A 22,038-nucleotide genomic window follows, 5' to 3' on the forward strand; every position below is an offset into this window, starting at 1 on the left:
CATAAAATCTGATTTTTACAAAGTTAATACATAAATAAAAAAACTACGAGAGAAACACCGTAGTTTTCTATTTACACAATCAGATGGATAGTCTCTATAACTGTGTCTTTAGTCTATTTTATGACAGTTGTATTGAAGATATAGATAGATATTCGCAATCTGTTTCCTTAAGACCTAAACTCAATGAACCTTCCAACTCTTTTATGATATCCGCTTTACCTTGGGTAAACTTTACCGGATTTAATATAAATGTGTTTAACGAGGGACGCTATTTGCCTCCCATTTTTACAATAGGCAAATTTATCGAAACAGGAACTTCCGTCTTAATGCCGCTCTCCATACAAGCCCATCATGCTGTATGCGACGGAGTCCATGTTGGGAGATTCGTACAAGCGTTACAGGAGTTGTCTTCAAACTATAAGGAGTGGTTATTATAGAACTTCTTTACACGCTGGTTTACACAGATTGCTTAAAATAGTGTAAACCGTAGATATGCAAATAAAAAAGAGAGTCACTCATGTGAGTAACTCTCTGATTTTTGAAGTGGTGCCACCAGGAATCGAACCTTTTGCTTCGGTTTATTCTAACTCCTTGAGTGACTGCACATTATTACTTTATCTTTTATGAAAGCCATTGAATTAGCATCACACTAAATTCATCGCTTTTCTTGACTAATCTTGTAATCTTTATCTCTTTGACGTTGCAAAGATAAATAAAAGGTTCGATTTCTGCAAACTAATGCATATTTTTTTGCCTGTTTTTTGTCAACGATGCTGTTTATATCTATAGTCTCTGCCTACAGTGTCATTGAAACAGTAATTTGTATCTGATGTAAATAAAGACGTTGTGTTTCCGTATATGCTTTATTAATAATCAAGTGCTTATTAGATTTTTTCTTTATTTCCTATACTTCTTGCATTATTTGTACTCCTATTCTATTACTGATAGCCGTTTCTACGGCATCGTAAATTTCAGTTTTCGTTGTCTCTATTGATACGATAAGTGAATATTTGATAACATTATCAACATTAGCTAATTTCCTTTCTTTCCACCATCCTTGGCCTGGATAAACAATGATCTGCCCACAAGAAGCCAATTCAGCGGCCGTACATTCAATCCAGTCAGATTGTACAGTACCTTGTTCTCTACGTTGTTGTTTGATGGTCCATCTGTTAGTATCATTGTCAGTTTTCTTTTCTCCTTCACTTTTATTTCTTCTGCAAAGAAACTCTTCCATACTCTCGCTTGCACTTTTCAAGTCGAAATGCAGCGTAGCAGATGGATAACGATACTTGTTGCTTCTTCCTGCATATCCAGGAGACGGCTTTACATAATAAGATAGTGTGATTCTTATTTTTACATTTTCTTCTCCCATTTGTTCCAGCACCTCTGTTGGCCAAGGCAAATCATAAAAGTGCAATTGATTATAGGTGTTTGAACCATCTTTTTCCCAATAGGGTATTAACTCATTTTCAAATATAAACGTTGCATATTTTTCATTACTGAATAAGGCCGTCTCTTCATCAGGAACGCCATAGCCGCATAAAGGTATAATATCCTTGATATTACCGATACGTATCATTTCCGGTGTCCATTTGGCAGAATGTACCATCATGCCACGAACAGACAACATGGAAAGAGCTGGTGTTGCTGTTTTTATTTTTGCCGCAAGACGTGTCGCTAATGCTGTAGCCGCACTTGTAGCATGGAACTGTTCCAATGATTCCGCCAAATCTTGGCAGGTAGTAATCAAACTTAAATCAGGATGTGTCGTTGTTTGAAAAACAGGATGATAGGCTATATTACCTCCTTCCATGACTATTTCAGGCTTATTGCAACCATTTCTCCAACTCCACGAACTTCTTGACATGGGTGACAGATTCCCTGGAGCTGCCAGTGCCTTGTAGCTTTCATCTGTTACTATCGTTTTCTCCGTATATGCTCCGACTGTTAATGCGTTCCATGCTTGAGCCGGACTTTGTACAGCATTGGCTTTGCAGGACTCCAGATAATTTGTGGCATCTACTTCAGGGGGCTCAATGTTGCCCGCTGAAACGAGCACCAAGCGGTCACACTTGCCATTATGGTATATGCTTTCATCCAATGACGCAGAACTTGACGTTGACTTTCCGTCATACGATGTACCATCAGTTACAGCCATACATTGTATAGACGCCCCCATAGCCTGAGCCTGATAGATAGCATCTTCAATTACCGCTCCATAGAAATCCGGATCTGTTGTATGACCGTTCTCTACAATCTTCACGGAAGCCAAGTCCTGTTCTATGATTATCGGACCTCCATGTCGATAAGTTATATCTGTCAAATCTCCATAAAGCATAAGTCCGGCCATACCTGTACCATGGTCACTGTGGTCTGTTGTATCCGGCACGCTGATAGCACTTTTCATTCTGTCATTAGGAAGAGCAGGTGCCAGCAGTTTATGGGCATTGTTGACGCCTGAGTCCAACAAGCCTATTCTTGTACTGTCTTTATCAAGCGCAAATTGAATTTCTCCTTCAATCAGTTCACTCCACTCACGACTTTCGCTCCGATTTTTTATAAGTATTGATGGCTGATGATAGGGACGCACTCCTTCTATATAACCGATAGATAGCGGTAATTCACATAACTGTTGTTTGGTTGCTTTTATCATCCAAACATCTACTCCATCAAAATCCAAATGATTTTTACCTGCTTTTAAGATAGCAAGTTTATCCAAGACATCTGATAATTTTACTGTGTCATATTCCTTTGTTTTAGTTATCCACAACTCAAATAAAAAGGCCTTATTATCAGGTAGTTTGTCGAAATCTTCTGTAGATGTATAGAGCGCATGTATATCTGCCGGCTTAATGGCGTTGATAGGTTCAATCAAGCCTGTATTTTTAGGTTTGCCTGTTTTCGTATTATACTTTTCATCGGCATACTCGTCTGCCTTCTTGCTCAGCCAATCTTTTTTCTCATTTTTGATATATACGGTTACATCAACATTTCCGTCACTTTTATCTTCAGAGATTTTCAGAATGGATGCTCCACTACTTTGGGCTAACTTTTGGGGAACCAATTTGGGAGACATGTCAAGGTTTATATACACACCATCCGCAGACGGTAAACCACACTTTTCCCTTTCAGAAAGAGCCGTGATGGCATATTCAACGACTGCATTATAGCTTTCCTTGATAAATGCAGCATGTTCTTGTCTGTTCCTTTCAGGAATAACAGGAGGTGGTACAACCTTTGCTCTTGGCGTGAAAGAACGGGGTTCTGCTATTTGGTTACCTAAGAAAAAATGTTCCTTTTGCATATTATCTCCTTATTCAACTTATTTCACGACAAAGTTGATTCCGTTTGTCAACGACCATCTTTACCAATTCTATATTCATTGGCACATCATTTAACAAAGATTCTTTGAATATATCAGAACATACCATTTTTATCTCTGCATGGCTCATACCTTCAAACAGAGGTGCAGCCATGGAATAATCAAGTTCTTTAGCCGCATATAGATATTCACGCAACAGATGAATACGTTGTCCGGAGTCTGGCAAGCGATATTCAATAACGTCATCAAAACGTCGAAACATCGCTTTGTCTATCGAATCAATGGCATTTGTCGCTGCAATAATGAAACTGTCTGATGAGTCACGTTCCAACAATTGAAGAAATGTGTTGAGTATTCGGCGCTGTTCACCTACTTCATTTTCCATTCCACGCTGAGCACCGATAGCATCGAATTCATCAAAAAGATAGACTGCGGGAACCTCATCTATAAAATCAAAGATACGGCTAAGTTTCTGTCCTGTCTCACCCATGAATTTTGTAACGACTTTCTCTGTCCTCACAATAAATAAAGGAAGATTCAACTCTTTAGCCAATACTCCCGCTGTCATAGTCTTGCCTGTCCCAGGTACGCCATAGAGCAATAATTTGCGGCGGTTGGCAAGTCCATATTTCCTAAGTTCTTCTCTCTTTGTAAATTCTTTGATGACTCTTTCTATCTTTTCTTTCAATGCTTTGTCCGTCACCATATTTTTCAGGCAATCGTATGTCTCGACTTGAAGCAATAAGTCATCCACATCTTTATTACGTGGAATAAGCTTTAAAGCACTAAAAGATGCTTTTCTTTGACTTAAAAGCTCCTGGATGGTTCTTGCTAATACTGCATGACCATTCTTTGCCTCTACAGCAGAAATCTGGAGAGCAACTTTTCTAAATTGCGCATCATCGTTATTCAGATGATTACGTATCAAAGACAATATTTGGTCCGCATTTGCCATCTATAAATCAATAATTATTGATTTGCAAAATTACTATTTTTTCGTCTAATTCCCTAATATATTATCAAATATCACCAATGTCACCAAACTTTTTGAGGAATGTTTATAGTTTGTATAACAGATTTATGATTTAAGGAGTGTATGTAAAACACATAAATAGTAATGGAGATGATAAATCATATGGTAACATGTTTTTATATTAGGTTGCTTGTCGTCTGATGACTTTTGATGCCATCTGATGACACTGTTTTGTCTGTTTCGGGTATAAAGCGGTTCTTTGTCCTATGTGTTAATCGTGAATTAATTCATGAAAAAGATATGTCATGAACATACAAGAAGCAAAGAACATCAGGCTTGTTGATTTTTTAGCCGGATTCGGACATGAACCGGTAATACAGCGTGGGAACAGCGTATGGTACAAATCGCCCTTCAGGACGGAAAAGGAGGCCTCTTTCAAGGTAGACCTCCATAAGGAACTATGGTATGACTTCGGTCTGGGGAAGGGAGGGAATATTATAACATTAGCCAAGGAGATTTATCGGACACAGGATGTAAGCCGTGTGTTACGGTGTATTGAGGATAAAAGGACGGTTTTGAAGCCGGTTACTGTCTCCTGCCCTTTTGAAAAAGCGTATCCCGCCTTTCAGGACTTGAAAATCACTCCTCTTGCCAACCGGATACTGCTTGCCTATCTGGAGGAACGGTGCATTGATACGGAAACGGCCCGAAAAGTATGCAAGGAGGCTCATTTTAATCGGAACGGGAAAAATTATTTTGCCATCGCTTTCCCTAATATTTCCGGAGGGTACGAAATCAGGAACAGGTATTTCAAGGCTTGTATCGCTCCCAAGGACATCACCTGTATCATCAGCTCACCGGAGAGCGGGATTTGCTATATTTTTGAGGGGTTTATGGATTTTCTGTCTTTCAGGCCGGCTTTTCCATCCTTGGAAGAGGGGGATTATATAGTGTTGAATTCTGTCAGTAACTTACAGAAGGCTTTTTCTTTCCTTGCACGATATGACGGCATCTGTTGCTGTCTGGACAATGATACCGCCGGAAAAAATGCGGTGCAGGCATTAAAGGAGAAATACGGAATCCGTATATGTGATCTCTCGCATGAATATTCCGGATATAAGGACCTGAATGAATATCTGTGCGGGAAAAACAATCAGCTCCATATATAATAATAGAAGAATTGAAAAGACTGTCAGATGATATCCCCTTGTTTCCTTCCTGCTGCATGTGGCAGGAAGCAGGGTGATTTTTAATGTGGCGATCCTGTGTTAATAGTAGAATGTGGTCAGATGTGTTTTATGGTCTTTTACGATCTTTACTTCCTGCATCTGTCCGTATATCTCACGCACGGATACCGGACAGTCCATCTTTTCCCATTCTTCCGGGGAAATCCTCATGTCGGAGTGCCTGAAACATAGTATGACCATTTCCAAGGAATCCTCTTCTGCGAATATGAAACCTTCATGGTCATCGATAAATTGCTTGAGTCCATCCTCATCCTTGCAGGATATTTCTCCGGTGTACATATCCCCGACCGGCCGGGTGTTTTTGCGGATATGGATTTTGAACCATTCCCGGCTTTCCAGCTGTTCAGGTGTGCCACATTCCCACAGGGCTATTTTCGTATCGTAGTAAACCTCCCCGTTCTCACATGCCCCGTAATGCCCCCAATGCTTGAAACGGCCGGTGGTCCATGCCTTGAACCTTACATCGCCAGCCTTTACCAACACACACTCACCGCCATGCATATCGCATTTGACACCCTTCTTATCCCGGGACACGAACGGGACACGGGAGAAATTCCGGAGCACAATGTTATCTCCATACACGGCATCTACGAAGAACGGCCGGGAGCGTTCACCGTATCCGGAAATAAAGAACAGGCTGTCACCTGTACGGGGATACCGGTCGGAACGTGTCTTTTCGATGTGTTCCACCATTGCGTTCACTTTCTCTATGTCTTCCCGGACAAGCCCGTGTATCCGGTCATACCAGTAGTTCAGGCGGATGAACGTTTCCTTGCAATACTTGTTTTTTGTTTGAATCATGATCTTTTTTATTTTGTGGTTAAACATGCCCGGCTTTGGTAAAGCCGGTATTTCTTTTCTTATATGCATCCGTTTGTCTTTTACCCTGATTGTGCAAGGCTTGGCGAAAAAATACCGCAGCGAAGCGAGGATGATTTTTTCAGCCAACCGGTCCGAAGGACCGCCTTGCTCGATCAGGGGCAAAAGGCTACCTTTGCAGGTAAGAAACAGAAATGCGGAACACTGCTTGATTCCAAGGTGGAAAACCTTTACCCCGCCAACCTGATATATCCACCCAATAAAATCCGCCAGGGAAAATCTGTTTTTAAAAGATTCCTAGGCCCATTTATCTTACATTGGACTGTATAAGGAAGCACTTGAAGTCCGGATATTTCCCAAACGGACATTACCGGTCATCAAACGCCTCCACCCTGTTTCTTTCCAGCAAAGCAAGGATGTCCTTCTCCTTATATAGTAATTTGCCTCCTATCTTGTAGTAAGGCAGTTTGCCGTTTATCCTGTACTCTGCCAGCGTCCTGCGTGTCAGTTTCAACTGTTCGGCAAGCTCACAATCCGTAATGTAACGTTCTCCGTTCAGAACCGGACGTAATTTCTCCTCCTGCTTGTCCAGCATTTCAGACAGGCTGTCTATGTTCCGGAAAAAACGAATGATTTCCGGGGTTTCTTTGGTCAACAGGGATTGAATCATAGCACTTCTAAAGGGTTATACGGTGAATATTGTTTTCCATAAAACGGATAATATCCTGACGTTTGTAATACACCTTACGGTCTATATAACTGTAAGGGATGGCCCTGCTTCTGCGAAGCTGTAACATCTTTCCGGGAGAGACATCCATGAGCATGCAAGCCTCCTGGTTGTCAATCCAGTCGTCCATACCGGATATGCCATTTCCGCATGTTTCACACATTTTTCTTGCAACGGCTTCCAGAGCCTCATTCATTTCCATGAATGTTTTAGCCTCGATACATACAAACTCCATAAACTGTACTTTTTTTGTCGGATACGAAAATATGGAAGGGGATACTCACCTCCAAAAGGATGTCGTCAAATGACATCAGATGTCATTAAACGTCATATGTAACAGAGGGCTGCAGAATCAAACTTCAGGAAAATGCTCCGAAATAAATATTATCATCAATTATATATGTTGAATACTTTGTGTGGAAGCGTCATCAATTTACCCGGTTTTAAGAACATAGGCGGGATATTACCTGTAAATTGTAAAGTTTACATTCGGACTTTACAGTTTTACACTTCAAAATTTTACACTTACCATTCACCGATAAAAATCATAAAATGTTATTTGTTTGATTCTTAATAGAATACAATCTATAATTAAGTTAAGACCGGCATTCCGGCATAGATTTTTCACTAAAGATGGCATATACTCTCGAAAGTGCGCACAAGAAAGGGTATTTCAGTAATAACCTTTAAAAGACAGGAGAGATACGCCATGATGTATATAGACAATGAAGTGCTTGAGAAAATGATAATGACCATAGTGGAAGGTTTTGACCGCATAGAGAAGAAACTGGACAGGATGGGGCGTGTGAAGGATTTCATGAACGGGGACGAGCTTTTGGACAACTATGACATAGCCAGGCTGCTCAACGTGTCGTTGCGGACAGTCGCCCGCTACCGGGAAAAAGGGCTGATCCGCTATTACCAGACGGACGATAACGGAAAGAACTTCTACAGAAGCTCGGAAATACAGGAATTCTTGCTGAAACGCGGAAAGAAAAAATGAGCGTGGGAGTATCAATATGCGGAAGTTATGCTAACTTTGTTTCATAAACAGTTGTTATGAAGACAAATACCAATTCTAGATATGCCGTCGCAGTCCTTATTGACGGGGATAACGCCTCCTTTGAGAAGATGGAGGATATAATGGGCTTTGTTTCCCGTTATGGGGATGCCGTCGTGAGACGAATTTATGGAGACTGGACGAGGAAAGCGCTTTCCGCGTGGAAGGGAACTGCCCGGGAGCATGGATTCAGGCTCATACAGGCTTCCTCCCATGCTCCCGGAAAGAACACGACCGATATTGCACTGGTCATAGACGCGATGGACATTCTTCGTGACAGTCGGGCAGACTGTTTCTGTCTGGTAGCCAGTGACGGTGACTACAGCCTGCTTGCCCAACGGATACGGGAAGCCGGATTGAAGGTGCTGGGATATGGGGAGGATAAGACTCCCGTATCACTGGTACGGTCCTGTTCCGTGTTCCTGTATGCCGACCGGAAGGAAAACAAGGTTTCGGACAATACTCCCGAATTTTTTATCCAAAGGGACATGGAGTATTTCGACAAGGCTTTCCGGCAGGCGGCTGACGGCAAAGAGGAGGTTTCCCTTTCACTGATCGGCGGCGCATTAAAAAAAATGATGCCCAAATTCAAGGTCAGGAGATATGGATGCAAGACATTGGGCAAACTCTATGAAAGGCTGGACCGGTACGAGCTGGTCATGACGGAAAAGGGAGTGGCAAGTGCCGTGCGGCTGAAAGGCTGAACCGCACGGCGGGAACAATCAGGAACCGTCAGTTTTCTTTTATGCATCCTTGCCATGCATGAAAGAAAACTGACGGTTGTTGTCTATACCGGAATGGGATTAATCCGTAGGGTATCGAGATTGAGATAAGCTCCCCGGTAGAATGTCCTTCCTTCCCTGAGCATACGCCACAGGATGTCGCAGCCGGTTTGTGCCAGTATGGAATTGATGAAAAGGTCCTGCTTCTGCAAGGCTTCCGCCAGCGAGCAGCTCGGCCCCGAATCCTTTTCCTTGATGGTGGAGTAGCGTACCTCTTCGGTAATGACATTCATGCGGGGAATGGGCAGGTATTCGTTGGAGACGGGCTGGAGAATCTTGCCACGGATGTTCCCTATCAGGACCTGTCCGGTGGTCCGGGCATTGCCGAAGTCCATCCAGTATATGGGTGACCGCTCGTTGTTGGAAGTGTGTTCCCGGTGTTTCTTCAGGAACCGCCAGAGGTTCATCCGGGAGCGGATGTTGTCGGTGCAGGTAACGATGATGTTCGCCAGGGCGGGCTCTTCCCGGTCTGCGGAGGCTTTCAGCGGATAACGCTGCCCCTTTGCCTCCCACGAGAAGCCGAAAAAACGGTTGATGCGGGTCACAAGTGCCGCAGCCTTGTTCAATCCGAGTTCCGATCCGCTGAACAGCTGGCGTCCGATGTTCGCTTCCGTGACGGTATCGGGGTCGAAGACCGTCACGTGCAGTCCCGGATGTCCTAGCGCCTGTAATGCCACGCTCATCCGCGCCAGGCCGGTGGCCACCTGTGAGCCTGTTCCGCCCGCACCGACTACGAAGACGGTCACGGGATGGTAGGGATTGAGCAGGTACCTGTCTGTATAATGAATCTTTTTCATGCCAGTAAGTCTTTAAGTTGTTTGTTCATGGGTTTCAGTTCGTTCTCGTCAAACGGATTGGCGCGTGCCTTTTCCGTTACCGAGACCAGGTTGCTTCCGGTCGGGTTTCTGTTTCCTCCCAGATGGGAGAACTCGCTGAGCCAGAAACGTTTTTCCCAATACTCGAGGAGTTTTGAGAAAGTCATGTCTTCCGGGGGAGTCAACGTGGCATTTCCCAGACAGACACTGCTGCCCGTGACATTGAAGAAAGGGGCGAGGAAAAGCGGGCTGTTTTCCACCGGTTTTTCCCCCTTGTAGGAGAAAATGTCCAGCCTGTCACCGGAAACCATGTAGATCACGCCGGGCACATGGAATATCCCGTCAGGAATATTCAGGCTTCCGGCAAAGAACATCCGCCGTTTTCCCGGAGGATTGTACCAGATATACCTCTCGTGCCCCTTACGGGTATCACACCACAGCATGTTGGCGGGGATTTTCCCGTGCGGCACGTTCCGCCTGTCATCCGTATAGGATTCCACCAGGGAGTCCATGAACTCATAGGTGACAGGCATGGCAGCCTCCATCCTGCCCCTGTCATTGATGGGATGCAGTTCGAGGTAATGCATTCCGTTCCCATAGCGGTTCTCACGGTATTCATACGCGATCAGTGCCGCCTTGGGCACCATCACCTGTTGCAATTTATTGGTCAGTTCATTCATATCGTTCATTTTAGAAGTTGTCAGCTATATGTTTTGTAAAACGTGCCAGCCATTTTGAAAGCTTTTCCGGGTAGTCGCCCATTTGGAAGAGACAGTCCGTTTCCGGTGTCAGGAACCTGTATGTGACCGGGGTAAGGGCATAAGTCTCCTGGTAGTCCGAGTTCATGAACCCTTCCATACATTCAGCCAGCGTGTCACGGGTAGAGTAGACCAGCATGACCTGGCTTTCCATTCCCACCGGGTAAAAATCACGCTCCTCCTCATACGCCCAATCGTACAGGTAATCTGTGAGGTTCGGGCTTTCCGGGGTGATCAGTGCCATACCCTCCCTTATCAATTCCAGCAGTTTTTGTTCCTTCCCCTTTTTTGTCCGGTAATTCCGTACAGCCTCTTCCAGGGAGTTGCAGAACGGTTTTTCCGACATCCGTTTGAGCGCTTTCGCCCGTTTTCCTGACTGATAGGAATCCGCCAGCCGCCTGTTCGCCCTGATTTCTTTCGGGGAAGCGTCGGAATCCCGGTTTTCCCAGTCTTCCAGTTCCTCTATGGCGAAGTCATAGCAAAACGCCTCGGTGACATTGCAGACTCCGTGATGCCGGACGAATTGCCGGATGAACTCCCTGACAATGTTCCTCAATGGTACGGGAAGCCGTTCCGTAAAGTCGATGGGAATCCAGAACAGCTCGGGTTCCGGCCAGTCGTGATGGCGGAACAGACAGAAATGGAGCCTTCCTTCTTTCTCTTCCAGATTGACACATTCCGGCACGCTCTCGTCCATCGCCTTGTACAGTTCGGTGATTTTCAGACGGGGGCTGCCCCCTTTCCTGTATCGGAAAGGGAGCTTTATACCCATAAGTCCGGCATAGTTCGATGCCGATTGGTAGAGATAGTCAAAATTCTCCGGTGTCGTGAGATTGACCGGGGAACCGTCATATCCGTCTTTATGCCAGAAATCCGGTGCGAGGGGAGGAATTTTATCTGTCAGAAAATCATGACGCTTCCCGGTGGCGGCAGTATCCTCCTTTTTTGTCCCGTTGTTCCTCTTCGGATGTCTGACGGGCCGGCTAAACAGATAATGAGTCCTGCCAGATTCTCCTTGGCTGATTCTGAGAGCTGTCTGCATGGTTTGTCCTCCTTTTTCTTTCTCTTGTCCATACGATTACCCTTTCACTCCGATGGTTGTCTTGAAGCGGTAGACCGCCTTGTCCTCCTCCCATTCCGGTCCGTGAACGGTCGCCGTTGTCAGTTCGGGATAGGTCATGGAGTAGAAGTCCATCACCTCGTTTACGGACAGTTCGTTGTTCGGGTCGCTCAATACCAGTTCCTTAGAGTCCTTCTTGAATTTGAAGACTCTCTGCAATCCTTTGATTTCAAGTGCCATAATTTCTCTTCTTTTATAAGGTTTAACAATATACCATGTCCATTTGTGCCATGTCCGTCATGCGGCATTCCTTCGGGAAGTCCGGATATTCCGCGTACGGGTCTTCCCTGAGCAGTTCCCGGTCATCCTCGCAGTCCTTGTCGAAGTTGTACATTGCAGCCTCTTGCGGTTGCCGGAGGTATTCACGCTCCTCATGAGTTCTTGCGGCCTCCTGTACCGGTGCATACCGTGGCTGTGGCGGAGCCGGTTGCATCCATTGCTTTCCGTCCATCCGTGCCTGTGGTATCTGTACCGGTTGATGGAATTGGATTTCTTGCGGTTGTGGAACTGCCTGTTGCGGGACCGGTTGCGCTTGTGGTGCGACCGCAGTATATTGTACGGGTTGTGTTTGCGGCTGTCCGGCAAATGGTGTTTGCTGTCCTGAATGTGCAGCCGGCCGGGGCGGTTGCTGTTGTGAAACGGGTTGCGGAATCGGAGCCGGCTGCTCGGGCAAAAACATCGGGATTTGCTCTCCGCTTCGGTATTGCGATGCCGGGGCTGCCGCCGGTTGCGATGCCGTCTGTTGTGGAGCCGGCTGCGGCTTGGACATTGGCGGTTGTTCCATGCCGAACAGGCTTCCCTCCGATGCCTTTTTCTGTACCTCCGCCATCTTCACGTCAATTTCCTTCTGTTTGTCCGGAAGTGCCAGTATCTTTGCCTGCTTGAGCCATGTCAACGCTTCGGAATAGCGTTTGCCGGTCATGGCATCCTCCGCCTTCTTAAGCAGTTTTTCCATCTTTTCCCGTTTCTCGCGGACCTCTTTGGACTCTTTCTCCGCCGCTGACCTAGCGGCTTTGCTTTGTGAGGCTGCCTGTTCCGCCTGCTTCTCGAACGCTTCCAGGTTGGTAAGGATGCCCTGCGCTTTCTGTACAGGTGTGCCGACGGCCTGCAGGAAGCCCGCATCCAGCTCTTCCGGCGTGCCGTTCAGGATGAGCGGGATAATGCGTTCCCCGTCCTTTACCCCCGACCGTCTGGGAACAACGGCCACCGTCAGGTTGTTGTTTACTCGTCTGATGTTGATACTCAGGTCTGTGCCTGCCGTGATCATTTGGTTGATTGCCTGAAAAAACATAATGGTAAAATTTTAAATGTTATACATAGGTTTCCTTGAAAAAATCCTTCAGGATTCTCTGCCTGTCCGGATTCGAGGCGATGCCCCTCAACGGTTCCAGATAGTAGCCGATACGTTTCGGCCCGTCTGTCGTATCGGGAATCCGTTTTTTTACAGGTCTCACACGGCTTGTGGCGGGCCATGCGGCCGGCATGACCGGAGCCGGCGGGGTGAATGTAGCGGTTCTCATGTCTTTATGCTTTAAGGATTATACAAGCATGCCCATGACGGTCAGGGCGATAATTATTTTTACAATGAGGGTGAACGTCCTGAAAAGGAGGCTGATGAGCGTTCCCGACAAAAGGAACAGGACGATCAGGTACATGGGAATGATTCCCTTGCTGTAGAGCAGGCATATTCCCGTAAGCAGGACCAGTGAGACCGTCTGCTTGCAGATGTTTTCGATGAGTTGCAGTTTCATGTCTTTAAATTTTTAAGAATGAATAATCCCATCGGGATATGTTTTCCCGATTTTATAGGCCTCCGGCCCTTGGATTGCCTTTTTGCGCAAGGCTTGGCAAAAGAAAATACCGCAGCGAAGCGAGGATGATTTTCTTTTGACCAACCAAGCCCCCAAAGGGGGCCGCCTTGCGGCAAAAACGAGGCAATCCAAGACCTTTGCCGCTTAAAATCGGAAAAACGTATCTTGCACATATAAAAAAGGAAGTACAGACAGACGCCTGCACTTCCCTTGTCTTGTTGGCTTTGACATTTGTTTATATGGTTCCCTGTGGCCGCTTTTCCACCGGATGGTTCCGGAATATCTCGCCTGTCACCTCATTTACCGTTTCCAGCACGCCGTCCAGGAACTCCTCCTGTGAGAGTTCCCCCCGTTCTATCCGTGCCAGTTCAGTTTCCCAGCCCGAAGTGAGGGAGGCGTCGGCCACCTTCATACCGCGTACCGTCTCATACAGGAGAAGCCCTTTAGGGGTCGGGACGACATATTTACCCGAATAACGGATGTATTTACGTTCCAACAGCGTGCGGAGGATATTCGTGCGGGTGGAGACGGTGCCCAGTCCGGCCTTGTCCATGTAGTCCACCAGTTCCTCGTCCGTATAAGGGGAGACCGGTAACGATTTCTTATGTATAAGGCTGCACCCTGCCACCGGCAGTATCTCTTCCTGAAAAAATTCCGGCATCACCTGGTAAGGCATACAGCCTTTTGCGACAATATGTTCCCTCTCAAAGATTCCGAGCCATCCTTTTTCCAGGATGCGGTATGTACGGATGCGGAATTTACGTGCGGCACACACCGCATCGACGGTTGTGTATTCCACCTTGCAGGGCGGCATGAACGTTTCAAGCACCCTGCCGACAATGAGCGTGTAAACCAGCATTTCCTCCCGGCCCAATTTACCGGGCTGTATGCCTGTGATGATGATGGCATGATGCTCTATGGTGTCTTGTGCCCCAATGCTGTCCTGCGGCGCGGCAAGGTCAACCATACCGGCATATCGTCGGAACTCCTTGCGGGAGAGCATCTTCTCCATGACAGGCGGCAACGTGTCATATACATCCTTTGGCAACAGGCGACTGGAGGTGCGCGGATAGGAAATCAGCCTCTTCTCGTACAGGCTCTGTGCAATCTCCTGCACCTGTATGGCCGTCAGGCCGTGGTAACGGTTCACGTCTTTCTGTAGTTCGGCCAGGTTGTAAAGTGCCGGTGCCCCGATTTCCTCCGTCCGTTTCCCTACCGCTGTGATGCGGGCGTTCTTTGCCGCCTTGCAATCCTCGTACAATGCCAGTGCCTCCCGGCGGGCCACAAGGTCGTCCACGTGGCGCATCTTTAGGATACGGTCATTCTTGCACAGGCTGATGAATACGGGCCAGCTGTCAGCCGGCATGTGGTTCTCCCTCTCCCGGTACCGTCTGCATATCTCCGCCAGTACGGGGGTCTGTACCCTGCCCAGCGAATTGTTCCCGAAGCCTACCGCCTTGCAGATGGCATGGCTTGAATTGACCCCCAGGAGCCAGTCCGCCCGGTTACGGCTGTCCGCCGCCAGGAACAGGTTGTCGAACCGGTCACATGGAAGGAGGTTCGCCATACCTTCCGTGATGGCCTCGTCCGTCAGAGACGAGATCCAGAGGCGGAGGCAGGGTTGTTTGCATCCCAGAAAACCGTAAAGATGGCGGAACAGCATCTCTCCCTCCCGGGAGGCATCGGTTGCCGCGATGATGGTGTCGCATGCGTTGAGCATCTTGGCTATCACTTTCAACTGGAGCACCGCATTGATGTCGGGATGCCACCCGGTATCCGTCTTCACGTGCCTTACTGTCAGGAGGGAAGGCGGCAGCAGGGGAAAGTCCTTCCACTCCACATGGGCTGTTCCTGAATCCTTCGGCATTGCCAGGGAGAGCATGTTGCCGTATGTCCATGTCACCATGTAGCCGTTCCCGGTCATATAACCGTTCTCTTTTCTGCCGGCTCCCAACACTCTTGCTATCTCTCTGCCCACGTTGGGCCTGTCAGTCACTATTGCGATCATATTCTTTTTCTTTTTGATGGGGGCTGTCTAAAAAGTATTTTTGACCCTCTTTTATTCGAATACCTATCTGAGATTGATTTCAAATATTCAATTCTCAAGAACGAATGAGTGACTTTTTAGACAACCCAACAGGTTAAACTTATTTTATTTTTTTGTTATTTCTTTGGAGATTCCTCCTGACGGATGCCATTGATTTCCATGATTGGCCTGTTGTTGTCACCGGGTACCAGTTTGAATGTGGCATCCATGGTCAGGCTGATTACCGGGGTACAGAGTTTCAACGGGATGATTTCTGATTCCTTGCCTTGCAACAACAGGTCAAGGTTGCCGTCCGCTTCCAGTTGCTCCTTGCTGATACCCACGGCCTTCAGACCGGGCCAATCAATATCTTTTACATTATAATTATAAGGGATGTTCCGATTCGTATTCATACGGTTTGGGGATTTGATGTTTGTAAAACTCATTTTGTCTCTCTCCGATCGGGGTTATACCGCTTGTTTTGCGCCCTTCTTTTGTTCCTGCTGCTGACCTTGGGCGGTATCCGCCTGTGCCGCACGACGGGAAGTATCCCTGCGAATATCAGGGTTCTCTTGGAAATACTGCAACTGCCCGGAATAAGGGTTTACTTTCAGGTAGGAGCTGAACGTTTGCCCGTTGTTTTTCAGCCCTTCGACCAGGAGGGTTTTCCCGTCCTGGAGGTTCGCCTTTTCCTGCGCCGTGAACACATGGCCGTAAACCTCCGCCGGGATACGTGGCGCCTGCTGCTCGTTGAACCCGTCCGGCGTGCGCGAGTACATCGTCCTGCCGGTATTCATGTCCAGCTTGACAAACGCGGAGAATTCCTCTCCCTTACGGTTGATCATGTTTTCCAGATAGACGGCCTGCCCCTTGCGCAGGACCTCCTTGTCCTCGGCTGTCAGCTGCACGTTGCAGATTTCCTTTGGAATATAGATTTCTCCGGTCTCCGGATTATGGCGGGTGTAATTCGGCCGTCCTGTCATCTGGTCTATCGTGACAAATGCGGAGAAAGCCCCGTCCCTGTTCTTGAATTTCATGTCCTCGACCAGGATGGTATGTCCCTCGCTGAGCATCTTTATCTGGGTAGGCGAGAGTGGTACGCCCCCGATGGACTTCTCGTTGAATACCTGGTTCTTCGGGAAGATGAACTCCAGCCCCCTGCGCTCGGCGCTGTATTGGAGCGTGGCGTCAAACTCCTTCCCCGCCTTGGAGGTCATCCCCTCCACCTTGACGGGTTGTCCCTCCTTCAGCAGTCTGATCTCCTCGTCCGTAAGTCTTACCCCGCTCACTTCCTGCGGGATGTAGACATGCTCCTGCCGGACGGCGACCAGCTCGTTGGTGTTCTTGTCGATGGAGATCAGGCAGGGGGTGTACTCGCTGCCACGCAGGTTGAGTTCCACCACACGCCCCATGTTGCCGGTCTCACGCAGGTTCTTCTTGTCCTCCTCGTTAAAGTTGAACCCGAAATAAGGACGTTCCAACTGCGGTTCCTTGCGTATGCCGTGAATGGCCAGTCCCACCTGTCCATCCTGTTGCGGGATGAGTGAGAGCCTCGCGTCCAGTTTGGCTGTCAGCAAACCGGAAAGATGGATTGTCAGGGGCACCAGCTTATTGGTCTTGTAGCCCTTCAGCATGGAATCAAGGAGTCCCTGCTGTTCCAGCGAAGCCTTTGAGATTCCGACCTTTTCCAACTCCTCCCAGTTGACCATGTTCTCATTATACCGGTAATGCGGTCCTTGCGACTCCTGCGCTGCCTGTTGAGCCTGGGGCTGCTGCTGTTGCTGTGCCGCTTGCTGTACCTCGCTCTGTTGCAGGGGTTCCTGCGGTTGTGTCTCTTTGTCTGCCATAGCTGTTTTTTCTTTTTGGTTTACACTTTGTTCCTTCTTGTTTTCTCTCGGACGGATCTCGTAGCGTTTGAGGAACTCCTTCACTGCGTCCGTCTTTTTCCCTTCCGCCAGGTCTTTGATCGCCTGCTTGTTCACCTTGTAGTCGTGGAAGGTCATGCGGAGCAGGCGGAAATGGGTAGGTTCTTTGAGCTGGCTCCAGAAATTCTTGATGAAGTTTTCGAGTATGCTCGAGTTCTTGTCGAATTTCAGGAATGAGTTCTCATTCTTCTCGTCCGCCGGAACCGTCTTGACCTTCCCGTCCTTGTCGATCTCGCTGACCACCTGTACACCGGCTTTCGGGTCGCTCTTGTTATGAACCATCATCAGCTCGGTGATCTGTTCCACCAAAGGGGCGTCGTTCGCAGCCTTCGGTTTCCGGGTCCGTCTAGGCTTCCCGTTCGGGCTCTTTTCTTGTGTCATACCTTTTCTTTTTGGGGTTAATAAATTGCTTTGACACTTCAAAAATATGGGCTAAATCCGAATAAAACACTGATTTTCAAAAAGGTGTCATCAGATGTCATCAGATGTCGTCAAATGTCCGAAAGACTGGTTTTCCGTGAGAGAAACATGCCGTGAAAACAAGGATATGGCATGCAGAGGAAGGGCGAAGAAGCCGGCACGGGCGCGAAGGGAGGATTATGCAGAGCAGAGGGAGCTGAAGTCCCTGTCTTCTCATGGGGCGGCGTTTTTTTCATAAGACATTGCCAGGTCTGCCCATATATCCCGTACTTCCTGCCGGATTTATGGAGATATAAAGGAGGCCCTCCTTTTTTCATCAATGACACGGTCATGCGTCGCGTCGGTCGCAGTGAGTCCCTATAATCTTTCCCGAAATCAAAACCATTGTCCGGGCGTTTGTTTCCATGTGTATTTTCCGCGACTTGTCGCAAGGAAAATACTCATGGAAAGCGAAGCCGGAACGCCCGTGACAATACGGTTTTGATTTATCTTTGATTATAGGGAACTCGCTGGTATCCGCCTGTTTTTCACGAATTTCCCAGAAAACATATACTGTCTTGTTGTTTATACGATATAAATATTTCTGGACTTGTTCCACGGAAAAACCGTCGCTTTTCATTTTCGGACTTTGATTCTTTACGAGGCTATTCGGACTGTCTTTCAAGAAGATTTACAGAGTTTGGCATCGGCATCAGGTGATATTCGGTGTTTCAAGCGGAGAAGCGGAATCTAAGACTAAATATTTTCTTCCTTCAACAATATAGCCCACGGGTTGTATCTATGTACCTATTATTCATCATAAAACAGACTATATATGGCTACCATTAAATTAAAATTCCGTCCATCGACGGTACAGGGTAAGGCCGGTACGCTCTGTTACCAGCTTTGCCACCGTCAGGAGAACAGGCAGATTACCACCGACATGAGGATATTTCCCGAGTGGTGGAATGAGACGAAACGTGAGCTTGTCGCTGTCCCCGGCAATGAGAGGATCCTGACCGCCTACCGGAAACGGGCGGAAAAGGAGATGCGGGACATCCGTGAGATTATCCGCGAGCTGGACTGTAGCGGAGAAACATACACCTTGTCGGAAATACTCAACCGCTATCGCTCCCTGCCTTCCGAGCCCGGTTTCCTATACTACATGAAAAAAGAGATGGAAGCGCTTTGGGAGAACGGCCAATACGGCACCTCTCGTAATTACCAGCGTGCACTGAACAGCTTTTTCGCTTTCCTGGACGGTGACGACATTCCTTTTTCGTCGTTGGATTCCGCCCTAGCATGTCGGTATGAGGTATGGTTGTGGCAACAAAAGGTAGCGAGAAACAGCAGCTCGTTCTATATGCGGATTCTGCGTGCCGTCTATAACAAGGCCGTAAAGCAAGGTCTTGCGGTGCAGACTTTCCCGTTTCGTGAGGTTTATACAGGAGTGGCTCGCACATCGAAGCGTGCCGTGGATGAGGAAACCATCCTGAAACTTCAAAGGATTGACCTCTCGGATTCACCGGCTTTGGCACTTTCCAGGGACATGTTCGTGTTCAGCTATTGTGCCCGTGGCATGGCGTTTGTGGACATGGCATATCTGAAAAAAGAGAATGTGAACAGCGTGCGAATTACCTATTGTCGCCATAAGACAGGCCAATACTTAACATTACATATCGAACCGTGTATGGCGGCGATACTGGAACGATATGGGCAGGTTTGTCCGGAAAGTCCATATCTTTTCCCCATCCTTACCGATGAACAGCCGGATCAGGCTTACCGTCAATATCGAACCGGATTGAACTACCATAACCGAAAATTGAAACGGTTAGGTAAATTGCTTGGCGAACCATTACCTTTGTCCTCATATACGCCTCGCCACAGCTGGGCTACCGCCGCACGCAACCACGACGTACCGATTGCCGTCATCAGTGCGGGGATGGGACACAGCAGCGAAAGGACTACGCTTATTTACTTGGATTCTTTAGACAATGCTGTGATAGATAATGCGAACGAGAAGATTTTGAAGGGTTTGAACGATACCATTTCTATGTAAGAGAGGGTAAAAATACACTGCAAAGGTAATGATTCTCAGTAAAACTGAAAAGTAAAATAAACGTTTTTATTTCCTTATTTTACCCCCCCCCATTTATAAATTACTGATTATTAATAGTTTATATTGACAATTTAATACGAATCAAAATAGTACCGTAATAAGAATATAAAATAAAAGGAGAACGTTGCATTTTCCATCCGAACGTATTTTCGAGTCTAAAACCGAGCAAACCGAGCAAAAATGTACTTTTATAGCAATGTATATGACTGATTATCAGCAAAAACAACATTCGTACCCTCTCTTACATAGAAACGGTACGAATACGGGGTTACGGTATCCGCTCACTGTAGTCAGGAGCGGCCCGCATTCCGGAGGTCCTATGAAGGAAAAAACCGGATTAACCTTGATTGCTGTATTTTCCTTATTTGAAAAAGCGGAAGGTGCAGGAATGGAAACTATATCCTTTTTATCAACCCGGTAACATTACTTTTCGTTGAACATAGAAACACACACACACGAACATTGGTTCGCCTTAAAAGTATTTTATAACAAAGTTTTCGAGATTGAGGATATATTGAAAAAAGACAAGATCGAGACTTACATTCCTTGTGAGGAAACCTTGATGGAACGTAACGGCATAAAGAAGAAACTCCGTCGTCCGGTCATTAATTCGCTTATGTTCTTCCGTTCAACCGTTTGTCGTGCTTTGGAAGTACAGCGACAATTCACCAATAAGGTAATCCTATATACAAGACAGGAGGGATTGAAAAGACTTCCCCTTGCCATTCCTGATCGGGAAATGAACATTTTCATGCTGGTCACCTCGTCCGGCGAGCAGGGAATGGAATATTTCGGGGAGGACAATTCCAAGTTTCACCAGGGAGAACGTGTACGGGTCATTGACGGAAAGTTCAAGGGAGCGGAAGGGGTTATCTGTCGGATTAAGAAGAATCGCCGTTTGGTGGTCACCGTCCAAGGCGTATGTGCCGTGGCTACTTCCTATATTCCACAAGCCTTTCTACAACGGATAGGGCAAGATTAAGAAAATCATCAAAAGAATCATATAGTGGACATACTTCATCTTATCGAATTTGCCTTCACGGTTTTAACCGGCTGGACATTGGGTGCGATGGTCCTGCCCCGCATCTCGTTGGTCTCGTTCCGCCGCCGCCTGTTCGACTCAGTGGACGGGCGCAAGCTGCACACCGCCCATATACCCCGGCTGGGGGGAATCGCCTTCTTCCCGTGCATCACTATCACGGTGTCACTCGTCATTATCGGGCATAACCAGTGGATGGGCAGCAATATGCTTGACGTGGATCTGACCAACCGTCTGCTTTCCGTATTCTGCGGCCTGTTCCTGCTCTATCTTACGGGGATGATGGACGACCTTATCGGTGTACGTTACCGCTCCAAGTTTCTGATACAAATACTTTGCGGCATCCTGTTGGTGGCTTCGGGACTCTGCTTCGACAACCTGTACGGACTTTTCGGCATCGAAGCCATGCCTTATTATATAGGCGCTCCGTTCACCGTGTTCATCATCGTCTATATCCTGAACGCCATCAACCTGATAGACGGCATCGACGGGCTTGCCTCCGGGCTGAGTATCATCGCCTTCTTCGCGTTCGGGTGCATGTTCATCCGTCTGCAATGGTGGATGTATGCCTTTATTTGCCTGGCCACCATCGGCGTGCTGCTACCGTTCTTCTACTACAACGTCTATGGCAATGTCCACCGTGGGCGCAAGATATTCATGGGAGACACCGGATCACTCACTATCGGGATGCTGCTTGCCGTGATGGCTATCCGCCTGAGCATGTCCGACCCGTTGAAGGAAAGCACCTTTCCCGGTGCCGTCGTGATCGCATTCTCGTTCCTGATAGTTCCGATGCTGGATGTGGTACGTGTGGTGCTGCACCGTTGGCGCGAGCGCAAGCCCCTTTTCCTGCCGGACAGGAATCATATCCATCACAAGTTCATCGCTCTGGGGCTGTCCCAACGACAGGCGATGGCCTGCATCATTGGCATCGCTCTCTCCTTTGCCGTGGTGAACGTTTTCCTGATCCATTGCTTGTCCACCACGATCCTTTTCCTGCTGGACGTGGCGGTATGGACGGTGTTGCATTGTTACATCACGGTGAGGATCAACCGAAAGAATAAATTAGAAAAAAAACTGTACAGAAAATAAA

At 47.3% G+C, this 22,038-nt stretch carries 23 protein-coding genes; 7 read left to right on the plus strand and 16 right to left on the minus strand.

The window, feature by feature from the left end:
• The first annotated feature begins 83 nt into the window (after nt 1-83).
• On the plus strand, nt 84-437 hold the full coding sequence (locus tag BUC01_RS26225; RefSeq protein ID WP_073314188.1) for a CatA-like O-acetyltransferase: 354 nt from the start codon (nt 84-86) through the stop codon (nt 435-437).
• A 467-nt stretch (nt 438-904) separates the two neighbouring features.
• On the opposite strand, the gene BUC01_RS15605 is transcribed toward BUC01_RS26225, so the two are convergent.
• Both BUC01_RS15605 and BUC01_RS15610 read right to left on the minus strand, forming a co-directional pair.
• Complete coding sequence (locus tag BUC01_RS15605; protein ID WP_025017577.1) at nt 905-3,307, minus strand: S8 family peptidase; 2,403 nt, start codon at nt 3,305-3,307, stop codon at nt 905-907.
• 13 nt (nt 3,308-3,320) lie between these two features.
• Complete coding sequence (locus BUC01_RS15610; RefSeq protein ID WP_025017578.1) at nt 3,321-4,280, minus strand: AAA family ATPase; 960 nt, start codon at nt 4,278-4,280, stop codon at nt 3,321-3,323.
• A gap of 323 nt (nt 4,281-4,603) precedes the next feature.
• Between BUC01_RS15610 and BUC01_RS15615 the strand changes: the two genes are divergently transcribed.
• On the plus strand, nt 4,604-5,467 hold the full coding sequence (locus tag BUC01_RS15615) for a toprim domain-containing protein (protein ID WP_025017579.1): 864 nt from the start codon (nt 4,604-4,606) through the stop codon (nt 5,465-5,467).
• A 99-nt stretch (nt 5,468-5,566) separates the two neighbouring features.
• On the opposite strand, the gene BUC01_RS15620 is transcribed toward BUC01_RS15615, so the two are convergent.
• The 3 genes from BUC01_RS15620 to BUC01_RS15635 all read right to left on the minus strand — a co-directional run bounded on the left by BUC01_RS15620 (nt 5,567) and on the right by BUC01_RS15635 (nt 7,326).
• On the minus strand, nt 5,567-6,346 hold the full coding sequence (locus tag BUC01_RS15620) for a DUF4121 family protein (RefSeq protein WP_025017580.1): 780 nt from the start codon (nt 6,344-6,346) through the stop codon (nt 5,567-5,569).
• 385 nt (nt 6,347-6,731) lie between these two features.
• Nucleotides 6,732-7,034, minus strand: coding sequence for a helix-turn-helix domain-containing protein (locus tag BUC01_RS15630; protein WP_025017581.1), 303 nt, complete (start codon nt 7,032-7,034; stop codon nt 6,732-6,734).
• Nucleotides 7,035-7,041: 7 nt separating this feature from the next.
• Nucleotides 7,042-7,326: a helix-turn-helix domain-containing protein gene (locus BUC01_RS15635; protein WP_005790140.1), complete on the minus strand. Its 285-nt coding sequence runs from the start codon at nt 7,324-7,326 to the stop codon at nt 7,042-7,044.
• A 474-nt stretch (nt 7,327-7,800) separates the two neighbouring features.
• Between BUC01_RS15635 and BUC01_RS15640 the strand changes: the two genes are divergently transcribed.
• Together BUC01_RS15640 and BUC01_RS15645 are read left to right on the plus strand one after the other, a co-directional pair.
• Nucleotides 7,801-8,094 carry a helix-turn-helix domain-containing protein gene (locus BUC01_RS15640; RefSeq protein ID WP_005636803.1) on the plus strand — a complete coding sequence of 98 codons (294 nt, stop codon included), beginning with the start codon at nt 7,801-7,803 and terminating at the stop codon, nt 8,092-8,094.
• A 56-nt stretch (nt 8,095-8,150) separates the two neighbouring features.
• Complete coding sequence (locus BUC01_RS15645) at nt 8,151-8,855, plus strand: NYN domain-containing protein (RefSeq protein ID WP_025831019.1); 705 nt, start codon at nt 8,151-8,153, stop codon at nt 8,853-8,855.
• Nucleotides 8,856-8,938: 83 nt separating this feature from the next.
• On the opposite strand, the gene BUC01_RS15650 is transcribed toward BUC01_RS15645, so the two are convergent.
• From BUC01_RS15650 to BUC01_RS15705, 11 genes are all read right to left on the minus strand, one after another.
• Complete coding sequence (locus BUC01_RS15650; RefSeq protein ID WP_025017582.1) at nt 8,939-9,730, minus strand: PRTRC system ThiF family protein; 792 nt, start codon at nt 9,728-9,730, stop codon at nt 8,939-8,941.
• Complete coding sequence (locus BUC01_RS15655; RefSeq protein ID WP_025017583.1) at nt 9,727-10,428, minus strand: prokaryotic E2 ligase family D protein; 702 nt, start codon at nt 10,426-10,428, stop codon at nt 9,727-9,729. Before BUC01_RS15655 ends, BUC01_RS15650 begins: the two co-directional genes overlap by 4 nt.
• 10 nt (nt 10,429-10,438) lie before the next feature.
• Complete coding sequence (locus BUC01_RS15660) at nt 10,439-11,548, minus strand: hypothetical protein (protein ID WP_025831018.1); 1,110 nt, start codon at nt 11,546-11,548, stop codon at nt 10,439-10,441.
• Nucleotides 11,549-11,584: 36 nt separating this feature from the next.
• Nucleotides 11,585-11,806 (minus strand): PRTRC system protein C, encoded by a 222-nt coding sequence (locus tag BUC01_RS15665; RefSeq protein ID WP_005636813.1) that lies wholly within the window; start codon nt 11,804-11,806, stop codon nt 11,585-11,587.
• A gap of 22 nt (nt 11,807-11,828) precedes the next feature.
• Nucleotides 11,829-12,917, minus strand: coding sequence for a PRTRC system protein E (locus BUC01_RS15670; RefSeq protein WP_073314192.1), 1,089 nt, complete (start codon nt 12,915-12,917; stop codon nt 11,829-11,831).
• 19 nt (nt 12,918-12,936) lie between these two features.
• Nucleotides 12,937-13,146, minus strand: a complete 210-nt coding sequence (locus BUC01_RS15675; RefSeq protein ID WP_005790124.1) for a hypothetical protein — start codon at nt 13,144-13,146, stop codon at nt 12,937-12,939.
• 18 nt (nt 13,147-13,164) lie between these two features.
• Complete coding sequence (locus BUC01_RS15680) at nt 13,165-13,377, minus strand: hypothetical protein (RefSeq protein ID WP_005790121.1); 213 nt, start codon at nt 13,375-13,377, stop codon at nt 13,165-13,167.
• 295 nt (nt 13,378-13,672) lie between these two features.
• On the minus strand, nt 13,673-15,445 hold the full coding sequence (locus tag BUC01_RS15685; protein ID WP_025831016.1) for a DNA topoisomerase: 1,773 nt from the start codon (nt 15,443-15,445) through the stop codon (nt 13,673-13,675).
• Between the two features lie 155 nt (nt 15,446-15,600).
• A complete protein-coding gene (locus BUC01_RS15690; RefSeq protein WP_025831015.1) occupies nt 15,601-15,876 on the minus strand; it encodes a DUF4099 domain-containing protein in 276 nt (91 codons plus the stop codon).
• 54 nt (nt 15,877-15,930) lie between these two features.
• Nucleotides 15,931-17,769, minus strand: a complete 1,839-nt coding sequence (locus BUC01_RS15695; RefSeq protein ID WP_025831014.1) for a DUF3945 domain-containing protein — start codon at nt 17,767-17,769, stop codon at nt 15,931-15,933.
• A 367-nt stretch (nt 17,770-18,136) separates the two neighbouring features.
• Nucleotides 18,137-18,427 (minus strand): hypothetical protein, encoded by a 291-nt coding sequence (locus tag BUC01_RS15705; protein ID WP_005636831.1) that lies wholly within the window; start codon nt 18,425-18,427, stop codon nt 18,137-18,139.
• Between the two features lie 195 nt (nt 18,428-18,622).
• Between BUC01_RS15705 and BUC01_RS15710 the strand changes: the two genes are divergently transcribed.
• The 3 genes from BUC01_RS15710 to BUC01_RS15725 all read left to right on the plus strand — a co-directional run bounded on the left by BUC01_RS15710 (nt 18,623) and on the right by BUC01_RS15725 (nt 22,037).
• On the plus strand, nt 18,623-19,846 hold the full coding sequence (locus tag BUC01_RS15710; protein WP_025017589.1) for a tyrosine-type recombinase/integrase: 1,224 nt from the start codon (nt 18,623-18,625) through the stop codon (nt 19,844-19,846).
• A 493-nt stretch (nt 19,847-20,339) separates the two neighbouring features.
• Nucleotides 20,340-20,888, plus strand: a complete 549-nt coding sequence (locus BUC01_RS15720; RefSeq protein ID WP_025017590.1) for a UpxY family transcription antiterminator — start codon at nt 20,340-20,342, stop codon at nt 20,886-20,888.
• A gap of 24 nt (nt 20,889-20,912) precedes the next feature.
• Nucleotides 20,913-22,037, plus strand: coding sequence for an MraY family glycosyltransferase (locus BUC01_RS15725; RefSeq protein WP_025017591.1), 1,125 nt, complete (start codon nt 20,913-20,915; stop codon nt 22,035-22,037).
• The last annotated feature ends 1 nt before the right edge of the window (nt 22,038 follow it).

The sequence above is a fragment of the Bacteroides stercorirosoris genome (genome assembly GCF_900142015.1).
Lineage (GTDB): Bacteria > Bacteroidota > Bacteroidia > Bacteroidales > Bacteroidaceae > Bacteroides > Bacteroides stercorirosoris.